General features: G+C 59.0%; 12 protein-coding genes. 5 read left to right on the top strand and 7 right to left on the bottom strand.

Annotation, left to right across the window (positions count from 1 at the left end; all coding sequences use genetic code 11):
* Positions 1 to 160: 160 nt before the first annotated feature.
* Genes EYB53_RS02660 through recO form a run of 5 tightly spaced genes read right to left on the bottom strand, consistent with a single transcriptional unit; the run spans position 161 to position 6,554 of the window.
* The gene (locus EYB53_RS02660) at positions 161 to 1,318 is read right to left on the bottom strand and encodes a M20 family metallopeptidase (RefSeq protein ID WP_135476458.1); all 1,158 of its coding nucleotides are present in this window, start codon (positions 1,316 to 1,318) and stop codon (positions 161 to 163) included.
* 3 nt (positions 1,319 to 1,321) lie between these two features.
* Positions 1,322 to 4,261, bottom strand: a complete 2,940-nt coding sequence (locus EYB53_RS02655) for a C1 family peptidase (RefSeq protein ID WP_135476452.1) — start codon at positions 4,259 to 4,261, stop codon at positions 1,322 to 1,324.
* A gap of 15 nt (positions 4,262 to 4,276) precedes the next feature.
* A complete protein-coding gene (locus EYB53_RS02650; RefSeq protein ID WP_135476450.1) occupies positions 4,277 to 5,110 on the bottom strand; it encodes a purine-nucleoside phosphorylase in 834 nt (277 codons plus the stop codon).
* On the bottom strand, positions 5,111 to 5,788 hold the full coding sequence (locus tag EYB53_RS02645; protein WP_135476448.1) for a PH domain-containing protein: 678 nt from the start codon (positions 5,786 to 5,788) through the stop codon (positions 5,111 to 5,113). It abuts the gene before it with no gap.
* Between the two features lie 10 nt (positions 5,789 to 5,798).
* Positions 5,799 to 6,554, bottom strand: a complete 756-nt coding sequence (recO, locus tag EYB53_RS02640) for a DNA repair protein RecO (protein WP_135476446.1) — start codon at positions 6,552 to 6,554, stop codon at positions 5,799 to 5,801.
* A 78-nt stretch (positions 6,555 to 6,632) separates the two neighbouring features.
* On the opposite strand from recO, the gene rbsK reads away from it, so the two are divergent.
* A complete protein-coding gene (rbsK, locus tag EYB53_RS02635; protein ID WP_135476444.1) occupies positions 6,633 to 7,550 on the top strand; it encodes a ribokinase in 918 nt (305 codons plus the stop codon).
* Positions 7,551 to 7,617: 67 nt separating this feature from the next.
* Here rbsK and EYB53_RS02630 read toward each other — a convergent pair whose 3' ends face one another.
* Positions 7,618 to 8,841 carry a response regulator gene (locus tag EYB53_RS02630; protein WP_135476441.1) on the bottom strand — a complete coding sequence of 408 codons (1,224 nt, stop codon included), beginning with the start codon at positions 8,839 to 8,841 and terminating at the stop codon, positions 7,618 to 7,620.
* A 9-nt stretch (positions 8,842 to 8,850) separates the two neighbouring features.
* Entirely contained in the window at positions 8,851 to 9,996 is a 1,146-nt protein-coding gene (locus EYB53_RS02625) for a hypothetical protein (protein WP_135476439.1), read from the bottom strand.
* A 149-nt stretch (positions 9,997 to 10,145) separates the two neighbouring features.
* Between EYB53_RS02625 and EYB53_RS02620 the strand changes: the two genes are divergently transcribed.
* The 4 genes from EYB53_RS02620 to EYB53_RS02605 are packed head-to-tail and all read left to right on the top strand — an operon-like array spanning position 10,146 to position 14,253.
* Entirely contained in the window at positions 10,146 to 10,667 is a 522-nt protein-coding gene (locus EYB53_RS02620; RefSeq protein ID WP_216863548.1) for a hypothetical protein, read from the top strand.
* Positions 10,654 to 11,394: a segregation and condensation protein A gene (locus tag EYB53_RS02615; protein ID WP_135476437.1), complete on the top strand. Its 741-nt coding sequence runs from the start codon at positions 10,654 to 10,656 to the stop codon at positions 11,392 to 11,394. Before EYB53_RS02620 ends, EYB53_RS02615 begins: the two co-directional genes overlap by 14 nt.
* A 13-nt stretch (positions 11,395 to 11,407) precedes the next feature.
* On the top strand, positions 11,408 to 13,600 hold the full coding sequence (locus EYB53_RS02610) for a GAF domain-containing sensor histidine kinase (protein ID WP_254150848.1): 2,193 nt from the start codon (positions 11,408 to 11,410) through the stop codon (positions 13,598 to 13,600).
* Positions 13,600 to 14,253, top strand: a complete 654-nt coding sequence (locus tag EYB53_RS02605; protein WP_135476435.1) for a response regulator — start codon at positions 13,600 to 13,602, stop codon at positions 14,251 to 14,253. Before EYB53_RS02610 ends, EYB53_RS02605 begins: the two co-directional genes overlap by 1 nt.
* Positions 14,254 to 14,256 lie beyond the last annotated feature (3 nt).

The raw sequence follows: 14,256 nt of genomic DNA, 5'->3' as shown, positions 1-14,256 counted from the left end.
GCCAGCCGTCTTCTGGTAAGGGCGCAGCCCGCTGCGCCCCAACGCCCGCCAGCCGATCCCTCTTCCACGGCGGGCCAGCCGTCTTCTGGTAAGGGCGCAGCCCGCTGCGCCCCAACGCCCGCCAGCCGATCCCTTCGCGAACGGGATGGGCGAAGAGGAACTACTGTTCGCCCGAACGGGCAATGAGCAGCGCAAGCAGGGCCGTGCGCGGGATGATGCTTGAGAGGTCGATATATTCATCGGGGCTGTGATCCAGCCCGCCGATAGGGCCAAGGCCATCGAGCACAGGCAAGCCTGCGCCTGCGAGGAGATTGGCGTAGCTGATGCCACCCGTCGCGGCGTCGGTGAGGGCAAAACCAAGCTCACTGGCACAGCTACGGGCGAGCTCGGCGAGCCTGGCAATCGCAGGGGTACGCGCCATCGGGGCAAAGCCCCATCCGCCAGTGAGGGTGGTACGGGTGCCCTGGACAAGGTCGCGTTGTACCAGAGCTTGCAGCGTCTCTTCAACGGGGGCGGTGTGATCAGGATGGGTGATACGCAGATCAACCTGAGCCTCGGCCAGGGCAGGTACGGTATTGGGCACACTGCCACCGGCAATCACCCCGACATTGACGGTCATGCCCGGATACATTCCATTCATCGCCTGGAGGGCAAGAATGTGATGCGCGAGGGCAAGGATTGCATTGGCCCCCTTTTCGGGCTCGACACCGGCGTGGGCAGCGCGGCCCGTGACCGTGACTGTGAAGAGACCACCACCTTTGCGGGCACTGACGATATCGCCATTTTCGCGACCTGCTTCGAGCACGAGCGCAAGATCGTAGTGCGGCGCAAGGCTGGCAAGCATAGCACCCGACGCACGTGCGCTCGTTTCTTCGTCGCCACCACAGACAAGACTGAGCAGGCCAAAGGATGACGGGGCAAGCGTGGCGAGGGCTTCGATGGCATAGAGTCCCGAGAGCAGACCACTTTTGTTATCGGCGGTGCCAGGGCCAATCAGGGTGTCGCCTTCGATGCGAAGGGGGCGTTCAGCTGCGGTACCGACAGGATAGACGGTATCGAGATGAGCGACGAGCATCACGCGCAACTGGCCGGTGCCCCGGCAACTGACTACGAGACCGTCACCAACCTCGGAATCGGGATACGCATCAATCGACCAGGCGCGCTGCATCGCCCACTGACGCACCCAGTTACCAGCCTGGTCAACCCCAGGTTTATGGTCAGTCAAACACTCAAAGGCACAGAGTTGGCGAAGTTCTTCAAGATAGGTCGTATAGCGAGCACTGAGCCAGGCAGTCAATTGTTCGGCAAGCGATGACATAACTCAACTTTCTTCGGCGAAGGGAAGGCGAGCGGCGGGATCGCCAAGGAAGAGATAGTTGCGCGCATCGTTGCGCGCCATCCAGAGCCTGGCAATCAGCCGGTTATCGGGGGTACCCCCATTGGTGATGATAAACTCGGTATTTTCGAGTTCCTGGACAAGCGCGGCGGCACGTTCGGCCTGATTGACGTTGAACTGATCGGTCGCGTGGCCGACCCTCCAGCCACGCATGAGGCGTCCCAGCAGATCTTCAAAAGCCTGCGACTGGGCTCGCGCCCCCTCGACACCAGTGAAAGAGAAGGTCCAGGCGCGTTCAACGTGACCGAGCACACCGAGGGCGCCGTTGCGCAGAATTTGCTGGGGCAACTGCGCGAGCAACGGGAACGGTGCAATGCGTGGACGACGACGCTGAGCATCAAAAATAAACTCGTCGTAGGCTGGGCAGCCCAGGCCATAACAGGCGAAGAGCAGCGCCATCGTGCCTTCGAGGTGCGGGGTAGCGCCAAGCGCAGCGAGATCCTCACCGGCAAACCAGTGCTCACGCTTTACATTGCCAACACCATCCCAGTCTTGCCAGACAAGGGCCCCCTGCGAAGCGACAAGGCGATCATCGTTGAGCGGCAGGCCGAGGCCGTGGGTCGCGGTGAAGAGAATGGCCGGAGCCTTGGCATCGCCGTTGCCGCGCAAAAGCGTCTCAAATTGCGCACGGGTCGCTTGCTCACCGACGATGAGGCGGTGCGCAAAACCATATTTGAGGGGCGTACTCGTTGGATCGCTGCTCCAGCGGGCAAGGGGTTGGATCAACTCGTCGGCGCTGCGGATAGTGGCAGGATCAAGCGCATGGCGGGTTGCGACATAGAGCGCCTCTTTGCGGAGGAGAGTAGCGGCGTCCTGGCGCTGCTCGAAGGCAACGAGGCGTTCGGCGTAGGTAGTATAGTCAGCGAGGCGATGCAGACCATTGGCATCGGTGAAACAGAGACGTCCAACGCCCCAGAAGATATCGAGTTGATACTGAAAGAGAAAGGGAATGAAGGCCGTATCATTGGCCTGACGCGGCCCCGGATGCCCAAGGAGCAGCAGATAGAAGGGCACGCCACGGCGCGGATCGACGGGGCCAGGGGCAAGGCCATAGCGATTCAGCCAAGTACGCACGGTATCATCGTGGCGATAGATGAGGACAGGAGGTATCTGGCCCCAGGCATCTTTGAGGTTCTGAAGGCCATTGTCGGTATGCCGGAGAAGCCAGGCTGCCGCAGTTTCGCCCGCTCTGAAATCGACCGACGGAGGCGCATGGCCCATCTGGCGCATCCGATGGGCGATCAGGGGCCAGATCGCCTTGAGCAGGGCAGCATCTTCATTGGCATTGATCACCACGGCCCAGTGCGCCTGGGGCAGGCTCTGGATATCAACATCAACCACGGTACCGAGGTGCTGTTCTTCAGCATCAAGTTTTGTTCTATGCAAATCAGCGAGTGGCCTGGGATCAGCAGCAATTTTATTGCGAGCGAGATCCGAGGCAACCGCCGTGCTGAGCCGTAGCAAAGGGCGGCCATCGGGCGAAAGCCCATTGGGGTAGAGCTCTTCGGAATCTGGTGCCTCGGACGGAGTGAGAAGGAGGAGCGGCATGCCGATGGCGAAGTCCGGGCTTTGCTCCCCAGAGCTTGCGCCTACAGGATCTGACGTACGCCTGGTTGAAGGATCAGGTTGCTGAGGTGAACCAGCAGAGGCTTCGGCGTGAAGAAGGCTACCGAGGCGGACAACAAAGGCATCGAGGCGAGCTTTGAGATCAGTCGCTTCGGCATAGAGAGCGGCCAATTCGCCTGGGACTGAGGTGGGGGAGGCAGCACCCTGATGCAGCGATGTCGCTGGCGCGGCAGGCGCTGCGGATGGTGCCGCGACAGGCACGACCTGGATCAGCGCACCTTCGAGGGCGATGGAGGCGAGGCCGTTTTCGACAATGAGGCGATAGGGCACGTGGCAATAGCCAGGACCATCGCTATTTTCAGCGGCCCAGGAATCGCCCCAGGAATTACGGACAATGAAATAGCCACCACCGGGGGCCAGGGGATCATCGCGATAACCAAGGGCACACAGCGCGTGGCCGCTACGCCGGGCCTCACCGGGCAACGCGAGGCGCAACCGCCCGAGGCGACTCCCCTGCCATGAATCGCTCCAATGCTCCCAGATCGTCAAACCGATCAGCACTGGATGACCGGCAGCGAGGGCAATTTTGATTTGCACAACGCTCGTTTTCGGCAACTTATGGAAGAGCCTGACGCGACGTTGAGGCGCTTCGGCGTGGGCCTCGGGAGGAGGCGGGCCGTGGCCGGGATTCTGGTCATCGCGGGGAGCGGGTTGATAGGGCCAGGTAAACTCGCGGCAGACACCGGTGGACTGGAGAATAAGGGCCGCCTTGAAGGGATCGGTGCCTACATCACCGGGGAGGCCATCGGCGGCTTTAGCGGCCCAGTAGAGAAACTGAGCCGAGAGCGCAGTCGGATCCTGACTGAGCACCTGGAGCGCCGCATTGAGGGCAAAGGCGACACAGGTATTGCGGGCACCCTGATCGACAGGGGGCGGGAGGGCGAAGAGCGGGGGCACCTCGGCGGGGAGATTGGTTGGAACAGAAAACGAGACAGCATCGAGATCGTCATCATCATCGGGAAGGACAAGGCCAGCGCCGTGCTCTTGTTGCACCGGGACATCAAAAGAGAGTCCGGGAGGCATCAAAGGCAGAGCGGCCTCGATCAAAGGGCGAAGGGTCGCCTCACCGATGCCAAGGGCAAGGGCGAGGGCAACGAGGCCGCTACCATAGCGTTGATTGCTCGCACGCGCAGTTGTGACCAGTTCTTCAACGCTGGTAATCCAATAAGGCTCAAGCTTCGCCCGAAGGGAAGCATCAAGGAGTGTCAACTGATCGAGCGAAGTCAACGATAGTGGCATGCATCTCTCACCTTCTCAATTCACAACCTGCGCAAGCACCTGCCGGAGCATCGCAGCGAAACGAGGCTTCGCCTTCTCACCGGCCTCCAGCACCTCGGCGTGATTAGCGGGGGAGCCATCGGGCAGCGCAAGATTCGTAATAAGCGAAAAACCAAGGACGCGCATCCCGGCGTGGCGGGCCACGACAACCTCGGGGGCAGTGGACATCCCGACGGCATCGGCCCCCATCGCCCGGAGCATCCGCATCTCGGCGGCGGTCTCGAAACTGGGGCCAGCGAGCATCGCATAGACCCCAGAACGGAGGCGGACACCGGTGCTAGCGGCAGCGGCGTGGGCACATGGCACAAGATCATTCTGATAGGCATTGAGCATCGCAGGAAACCGCGGGCCGAGGCGATCGTCATTGGCACCAATGAGCGGATGCATACCCATCAAACCAGGCAGAAAAATATGGTCAGTAATGCGCATAATATCGCCGACCTGCCAATCAGCATGGAGGCCACCAGCGGCATTCGTCACAATCAGGGTCTGGCACCCGAGGGCCTTGAGGACACGGACGGGAAACGTCACCTCGGCCATACTATAGCCCTCATAGAAATGGAAACGTCCGCGGAGAACCGCGACGGGCTGGCCGGACATCAAACCAAGCGCGAGTTCACCGCGATGACCGGGCACCTTTGGCTCATGGAAACCGGGGATCGAAGCATACGGAATCACGGCAGCCTGGGTCAACTCATCAGCGAGGGCAGCGAGGCCCGAGCCAAGGATCAGCCCAATGCGAGGAGTGACACGGGCATGCATCTTGATCGTCGTACAGGCCTGGGTAATCTGCTCGTAGAGGATACTCATCTAAATTCTCCGCAGCAATTCCTGCTTCTTGGCTTCAAACTCATCACTCGAAAGGATGCCCCGATCACGGAGGTTGGCGAGATCTTCGATAGTACGCTGAATATCGCCGGTTGCGCCGGACGAATGGGTATAGGCATGTTCGAGGAAACCATACCCACGTTCAAGATTATGTTTCGCGTCCATCATCGCCCGTTTGAACGCGAGGGGATCAGCGATACGATCCATGACGCTGAGGCCTTCACTGCCTGAAGCCGTCAAGATCGCCACCGTACCAAAATTCATCATGCGCCCAACAATACTCTGGCGCAACTCGACATCATTGATCTTCTCGAGCGACGAATCGGTGACGCGCTTACTCAACACCCCCTGCACCTGAATAACCCGTCGGTCGGTCACAACATACTGTTCGGTAGTCCAGCGCAGATAATCGATAAAGCCACTAACGAGCACCACCAAGCTCATCGTAATGCTAATAAGCAAAATAAGTGAACTCGCCGTCAGATCGCTCATCACCGTATGTGAGGTATCAAACGCAATATGGGACGCAACGCCTGCGGCGACCAGCAACGCAACCATCGAGAGTTCAGCCAGGATATTGCTGATCAAGACAAAGATATGTTGACGAGCAACATAGACGATTTGTTCGCCACGGCTGAGGAGGCTATCGACGTAATTCATGACCTCACTCCTATTCGACGCGCAGGCTCTCGTCAAGAAAAGCGACAGACTTGAGATCGCGTTCAAGCAACTGGCGCACATACGCACGGAGCAGGCGTTCAACATCACGGCGGAGTTCTGGCGAAAGGAGCAGCGACTCAACGGCACCAAGCGGATGGCTCTGAAGATACCGCAGCAAACGGAAGACCGGTTCAGCCATCACCAGGGCCATCCGGTCGGCGTCACGATGGAGGGGGCAGAGAACGCCACCCAATTCAGGGCTAAAACGATCCGCTACGGGTGTCAACTGGGCCTCACAGACCACACACTGGTGCAACTGTGGACGATAGCCGAGCAGTTGCATAAGGTGAAGTTCGTAGGCCCGTAGCACAAGATCTGGCGAAGCACTACGATCGAGCAGGCCAAAGGTTTCGATCAGGGCCGCAAAGAGGGCAGGGTTCTCATCTTGCTCTTCGGTAAAGCGATCATAGAGTTCAGCGGCATAATAGGCACAACCAAGGCGAGCGAGGCTTGTGCGAAGATTGGTATGAGGACTGATGGTCTGGCTCTGGGTCACAATATCAAGATTGCGCCCAAGGGCGAGCATCAGACTGGTATGGGTGAAGAGTTCAATATGTCCGGCAAGTTTACTCGTCGTTTTGCGCACCCCGCGGGCGACCACGCGACGTTTTCCGGCGGGCGTGGCAAGCAAAACGACACGATCGGCCTCGCCGAAATCGTTTCGCCGTAAGATCAGACCCTCGGTTCGATAGACACGATCGCGCATCAGCGTAGGTTTACTGGTATTATACCCATCGTATGCGTATTATAACGATACCTAAGGGCTGAATCAAGCGGTGCGACGATGAAGCGGCACATCCTGGTCGTAGGCAGTCTGAATATGGATCTGGTGGTCCAAGCCCCACGGCACCCGCAGCCTGGCGAGACGATCCTAGGCGGGCCATTTGCGACCATTCCTGGGGGCAAGGGAGCCAACCAGTCCGTTGCGGCAGCGCGACTAGGGGCACAGGTCGTCATGATTGGGCGTACGGGGGATGATCATTTTGGGGAAGAGCTTCGGCAAAGACTTGCCGCTGATCACATTGAGATCAACCATATCGCAGTGACGCCTGAGGCAGCGACAGGCATCGCTTTGATCGCCGTTGATGCAACAGGCCAGAACAGCATCATTGTCGCTCTGGGGGCAAATGCCCTCTTGCAACCGGAAGATATACAGGCGGCCGAAGCGCTCTTTCGGACAGCAGCGGTCTTGCTGGTGCAACTGGAAACACCGGTGGCGACCGTCACCGAAGCGCTACGCCTGGCCCGTCGATATCGTGTCCCCACGCTGCTCAACCCTGCCCCGGCCCAACCGCTTGGGCGAGAGATACTCGGGATGGTAGACTACCTGTTACCAAACGAACACGAAGTTCGCCTGTTAAGTGGGGGCAAAGAGAGCCCGGCAGAGGCGGCAAGGCAACTGCGAGCGCAGGGTGTTGGTAGCGTGATTGTGACGCTGGGAGCGGCAGGAGCGCTGGTGGTTGACCAAGAAGGGGCCACCACGATTGCCCCGTTTCGGGTAGAGGCGGTCGATACCACAGCGGCAGGCGACGCCTTTGCGGGGGCTTTTGCGGTCGCTTTGTATGAAGGCATGAGCCCACGGGAAGCGGCGATCTGGGGGGCGGCAGCGGGGGCGATCACCGTCACCCGTGCCGGAGCGCAGCCTGCGCTACCGAGGCGGGCCGAAGTTGAGGCACTGGTTGCGCAGGGGACACCAAAGTGAGGGCTAACGCCCTGACCTTGATGGCCCCTGCGCACGCGAGCTTCTTGGAGGCAGTAGGCCCCAGCATTTAATGCTGGAGGATCTCATCCAATTCACGAATAGCACGTTTGGTATTGATCCAGATGGCACCGAGCTTGGAATGGGCCACTTGCTTGTTGAAAACAAGGACAAGCAGAAAACGCTGCATGACATCAAAGCAATAGAGATCTATCTTCACGCCTTCGTGGATATAGACACTCGTCCCATGTTCTTCACCAAGCTGGCGAGCAACCTCACCGGTGGTAGAAAATCCAGTTGAGAGCAGCGGCAACACCACCATCATCGGCAATTGATACGAACTTCCGACTTCAACAAGGGGCATCCCAGCGCGATCCGTCAAAATGATGCTCTGCGTACCCAGATCCTGCGCCACATGGCTCATCACCGTACGAATCGCATTGATATTGTGCTCGGTGACCACAAGATTGCCTTCACTCGCACGCCATGCAACCGATGGCGGCTCAGCGGGTGGCAGGGGCGAGCGAGACGGTTCAGGCATCCGCGCAGCAGCAGCCCGGCTGCGTGCAGCGAGGCCCCTGGGACGAGACGAGGCAGGCGCTGATGGCGTTGATAACACAGGTGGCTGAGCAGCGGCGACGGCAGCAGCGGCAGCAGCGGCAGCGGCAGCGGCTTCACGTTCGCGCATCGTCGGCAGAACCACCCGTGCCGGCGTAAAATCACGACGGGGCGGTGGTTGATCAGCAGGAAGTGCGGAAGACTGCGCTGACGGCTCAGTTGAAGGTGATGGTGCCGCCGGAGGGGACGGCGGATCAACCGTTGCCTGACGCGAATAATCAGGAGCGGCCTGAACAGCCGAAGCGAGGGGAGGCGGCTCAGACGGCGCGGCAGGGGTAGCGGGAAGCAGTAAGGAGGAATCGACACCGCGAGGAGACGGGGCTGCATTGGCAGCCTGGCTAACAACGGCAAAGAGTTGCTCGGAATCAAGCGCACCCTGGAGGAAACGGAAGGCCCCAATCGTCTCAGCGGTAGCGCAGAGACTATCGGGGGATGAACTATAGAGGAGCACACGTGGTGCATCTTCAAAACAAAGCGCGATCTCAAGCAACTCGAGGCCACTCATCTCGGCGAGATCGCACTCAGCGAGCAACACCTCGGGTGGATTGAGACGAACTTCCCAGAGGGCCTCATTTGGTGAAGAAAAGACGTGCAGCTGCATACGATCGGCGAACTGGTGAACCAGAGCACGCAAAGGCGAATCGTCAGCCGCAACAAGGAGGAGGCGCTTGGTCATACGAGTGCTTTATCCCAATACTTCAACACAACTCTGCGGGAGCCAGAAAGAGGTCTGATCAGCCGCAATCACCTCAACCGCGGGCAGGCGCATGCCAGAGGCAACGCGGCGGGGCGCGGCGGGGAGGGAGCGGATGACCGCCGTCTGGCCGAGATGCTGCGCATCCAGGAGACGAACCTTGACCCCAGGACGAAGGTGCGGCGAAGGCGGTTCGAGCTGGGCACTATTCGCACGTCCAAGGGGAATGACCACCCGAGGGCGGCGGAGGGGGCGGCGGAGGATCGTATGACCATCAATCAGCGCCTCTTGCCCATCGTGGAGACTCAACTGCTCAAAGATCTCCTGGTTCATTGGACGAACGCCAAAGCCTTCGGTAACGACGAGGGTCAACGGCAGATCATGGGCCATCCGTGGAGCAGGCCACTGCCAGGAATGGGCATCAAAACGCCAACCCGCGTGACCCGACCAACCCAGAAACTCACGGAGGGCAGCCTCTTCGAGGCTACCGACGATAATCCCGCGAACCTGTGCTTCAACGGCGCGCTGCAAGGCTGCTGCGCTCATCGTTGCCCCACAGATCAGCACCGCATAGGCACTACGGGCATCAATTTGATCAGGGCGGACAATATCGGATGGCTCAAGCGCCATCAGACGGAGCACCCCACTCCGTTCTTCACCACACCCAAAGGCGCCGTAGATCTGCGCAGCGAGGGTCTCGATAACAACCCCCTCATAGGGTCGAACCTCCATCACGACACCGCGCACAGCCGCATGCATCGCCTGTTCAATAGGATCAGGCGCAAGGGTCAGATAGCCTGTCTGCGCATCAACCCCCATCACCACACCGTTGACCGGCGACTGATAGGTATGCCCAAAAATCCCGGGAGCACGCGCAAGGATCTGCCCAACCTCAACCTTGCTGTTCGGCTGAACAAGCAGCGCGCGTTCAAGCTGATCGGGAGCGATGCGCAACACACGGGCGAGATTGACATTATAGGGAGGAAGGGGCTTGAGCGTACGGGCGATTGTATCTTCAGGTTCAACACGACTGCCCTGACGAACAAGAATCTGACCTGGATAGGGCAGACGGCGCTCGATGCGGGCCATCACGCTCGATACAATCGGCGGCATACCTTCGGGGTTGTGCAACAACATGTGATCAACCTTTACCGCTGTGGTCAGGTTCATGATACAGAGTATTATAGCATATCGGGCAGAGAGACAGCCAGGAAAGTCGAGAAGACGCATGGGCTGCGCTATAATAGACGCATCAGGTTGAGACGAGCCAAAAGAGATCGGTAGTTATGGGACAGCACGCGAAGGAAGAGATCAGGGGGCGTTATCGCATAACACAGTTACGCACTGCGCTGCGTGCCAACCTGACGCCCGACGAGGTAGCACTGGTCGCAGCAACCCTGACCGAGCCAGAACAACGTCTCTTTGACGCCATGCCGCGTTACGATCAGCGGCATTGCCTTGATGTCCATCATACGCTGGTTGCGGCAGGCTATGATGAGCCATTGTTGCGGCGGGCAGCATTGATCCACGACTGTGGCAAAGTTGATGATCATGGTCGCCCAATGGCCCTCGGATGGTATGTCGTCGCAACGATCCTCAAACAGCTACCAGGGCTTTATCTGGCGGTGGCGCGGCACGGAGCAGTGTTGCAGCCGATCAGGATCTATGCTGAACATGCCTGGCGAGGGGCACAGATGGCAGCAAAGGCGGGCAGCCCACCGATCATGGTTGAGGCGCTCCGTCATTATCACGATCCAAACCCTACGGGCCTGGCGGCCCTGCTCAAATGGGCCGATGAACAGCACTAAGTATGAAATTACGCTCCCGGCTTTTACCGGGCCACTCGATCTCCTGTTACGCCTGATCGAACGGGAAGAGTTGGATATTACAACGATTGCGCTGGCGCAGGTGGCCGATCAGTACCTTGCGTATGTGCGTTCGCTGGAAGCACCAGAACCCCGGGCGCTAGCCGAGTTTGTGAGTCTCGCGGCGCGTCTACTGGTGATCAAATCACGCCTGCTCTTGCCTCGGCCAACTCGGCTAGAGCGCGCAACAGATGGCGAGGAAGAGGATGATGCCGAAGCACTGGCCCGTCAGTTGCGCGAATATCGGCGGTACCAACAGGCCGCGGCCTGGCTACGAGCCTGTTATGATGACGAGCGGCAAACATTCGTCCGGGCGGCCCCGATTGCCATCAAGCTCGATCTGAAGCCGCCTTTAGTCAAGCAGAACATCGCCGAGTTACTGGCGGCAATCCAGCGTCGTTTGCAACTGAGATTGACGCTTGATGAACCAGAGGTCGTGAGTCTCGCGCCTCGTTTGACGGTACATGAGGTTGTCGAGCAGATCGAGCAGCGCCTCGAACACCAGGCATGGTGCAGTTTTGAAGATCTGTTCGGGCTATCGGTCACCCGTGAAGATGTGATTGTCACGTTCTGGGCAGTCCTTGAACTCCTGAAACGACGGATGATTGTGCTTGAACAGCAGGCCTTATTCGGGCCAATTAGCCTGGGACGAGCCAAACTGGGGCCATGAAAGCAAGGTACGGATGCAAAATCAGAGCTCAGAAACGCACAACCAGCTTGATCTAATGAGTCACCTGCCTCTGGGGGATCTCCTGGCCCTGGGCAGTCACCTGCGCATTGATGACACACCCGAAAGCCTCTTGCACGACGTTGCGCAAAGCCTGTGTCGGGTCGTTGCCAGCCCACTCGTCTATGTCCGGCTGCGCAACCTTGATACCGATGCCTTTGAGACCGTTGCCTGTGCCGGCACGACACCGGAACAAGAAGCGCTCTTACGCAAGACGGTGCTTGCTCCTTCCACCTACCAAGAACTCCTGATCCCGTTGTACCAGGTCAGTGAATCGTTTCTGCTAAAATCCGAGCCACACGCAGTGGTGCATCCAGAAGAACTGGAACTTGATGGAGCGACGCTGCTGGTACCCTTGCGTGGACGAGGAACCCGTTTAATCGGCGTCGTTAGCATTGTCTTGCCCACCCCCGAGCACACGATCAATTCCAGCGTTGTCCTCGTGATCGAAGCGATCACGCGCCAGGCCGCGATGGCGGTGGAAAATGTGCGCCTGGCCGAACGCAGTGCCCGCCTCCTTGCCAAAGAGCAACTCCTGGCGGCCCTGGGGCGAGATTTGAGTACGACCCTCGACCGACCGACGATCCTGAGGCGTACCGTCGAACGGATCGGCACGGCCTTTGGGAGCGGCTCACTGGCCTTGCTTGGGGCGGATGGGACACTCGAAGTAATTGCGGCCGTCGCACACGAGCCAGAGTTGGTCGGACGGCATTTCAGCCTGGGCGAAGGGATGATCGGACGAGTAGCGGTGCAGGGACAAGCATATCTGAGTAACGACACGGCGGGCGAGCGAGGGTATGCCCCGCCCGATCCTGAGGCACGTTCCAGCATAGTGGTGCCCCTGCTCAGTGGGGGCCATGTGATTGGCACGCTCAATGTCGGCGCACGCCATCCCAATGCCTTTACCTATGAAGAAGTCGATCTGCTTGAAGCAATTGCTGCGCAGGTAAGCGGACCTATCACCTCGGCCCAACTCTATGCCGAAGCCCAATCACTGGCCGAACAGGTGCAACGGCGAGCCGATCAACTGGCGGTGCTCAACATGATTGCGCGCATCGCGTCGGGTTCACTCGAACAGACCCAGAGTCTCCCCCAGGTTACGGCGCAGCTTCAGCAGGGGTTTGGCTACCCACAGGTTGATCTCTTTCTCATTGACGAAGAGACCAGCGAACTCGTCCTCGTTGCAAGTGAGGGCAGCTTGACCGCGTTAATGGCCGGCTACCGCCAGCATCTCAACCTCGGCTTGATCGGGCGAGCAGCACGAGAAGGAAAAAGCCTGTGCTTTGCGAATGCCACCGAAGAGCCAGATTTTCTGGGACTAGCAGAACGTGAAGCAACCTGCGCGGAATTAATCGTGCCGATTATCGCCAGTGGGCGGGTTCTCGGGCTGATCAATCTTGAGTCGCCCGAGGCCCATGCCTTTTCAGAAGAGGATATGCATCTGATCGAGACGGTTGCGGATATCCTGGCGGGAACGGTTGAGAATGTGCATCTGTACCGACGGGCGCAGGCAGCCGCCGTGCTTGAAGAACGGAATCGCCTGGCACGCGAGTTGCATGATAGTGTGACCCAACAACTCTTTAGCATGACGCTGACATCGCAGGCGGCACGCGCCCAACTCGAGCGCAATCCCCAGCGCGTCGCGTTGCAACTCGAACGCTTGCAAGAGACCTCGGCAGCGGCCCTTGCCGAAATGCGTGCGCTGATTTTTCAACTGCGCCCGCCGGCCCTACGCGATCAAGGCCTGGTGGCAGCCTTGCAACAACACGCACAGATGCTCTCACGGCGTGAAGGCATTGCCATCGGCTTGACCGTCGTTGGTGATGAGCGCCTGGCACGCAACCTAGAACAGCCCCTCTATCGGATTGTCCAGGAGGCGTTGAATAACGTCATCAAACACGCTGCGGCCACCCATGTAAAAGTTGTCTTGGAGTTCACCACTGAACATGCCACGGTTCGCATCACTGACAACGGCACCGGTTTTGATCTTGGCTCATTACCAACCGGCCACGGGCGGCATCTTGGTGTCCTGAGCATGCGCGAGCGCGCCATCGAAATCGGCGGCACAATGGATCTGCACTCTACCCTGGGCGTTGGAACGGAGGTACTGGTTACGGTACCACGAGTGCGAGAACGAAAGGAGTCTTGATGGATACCATCAATGTCATGTTGATTGACGATCACCGCGTTGTCCGGCAAGGATTGCGCGATTTCCTCGAATTGCAAGACGATATTGAAGTCGTGGGCGAAGCATCAAGTGGCGAAGAGGGCGTGCAAGTGGCGCGTGAACTATTGCCCGATGTAGTACTGATGGATCTGGTCATGCCCGGGATTGACGGAGTCGAAACAACCCGACGGCTGAAAGCGGTGAGTCCGAGCACCAGGGTGATCGTGCTCACAAGCTTCGCCGACGACGAAAAGGTCTTTCCGGCGATCAAAGCAGGGGCGATTTCCTACCTCCTGAAAGATATCTCACCAGAAGAACTGGCCCATGCCATTCGTGCTGCGCAGCGCAATGAAGCCGTCTTGCACCCCGAGGTCGCGACGAAACTGATGCAAGAATTTAGCTCACCGCGCCCCAACGAAGCGCCGGTGGATCAATTGACCCCCCGCGAGATGGATGTGTTGCGCCTGGTTGCCCGGGGGATGTCAAACAAAGAGATTGCCGAAGCGCTGATCATCTCGGAAAAGACGACCAAAACGCACCTCAGCAATATCCTCTCGAAATTGCATCTGGCGGATCGCACGCAGGTGGCGATCTATGCACTCCGCAAACGTCTGGTTCCAATGGATGATCAGTAGAAG

The organism is Candidatus Chloroploca mongolica, from assembly GCF_004762035.2.
In the GTDB taxonomy this organism is placed as follows: domain Bacteria; phylum Chloroflexota; class Chloroflexia; order Chloroflexales; family Chloroflexaceae; genus Chloroploca; species Chloroploca mongolica.
Note: the sequence above shows the minus strand (reverse complement) of the source record. Positions and strands in the feature narration are given on the sequence as shown.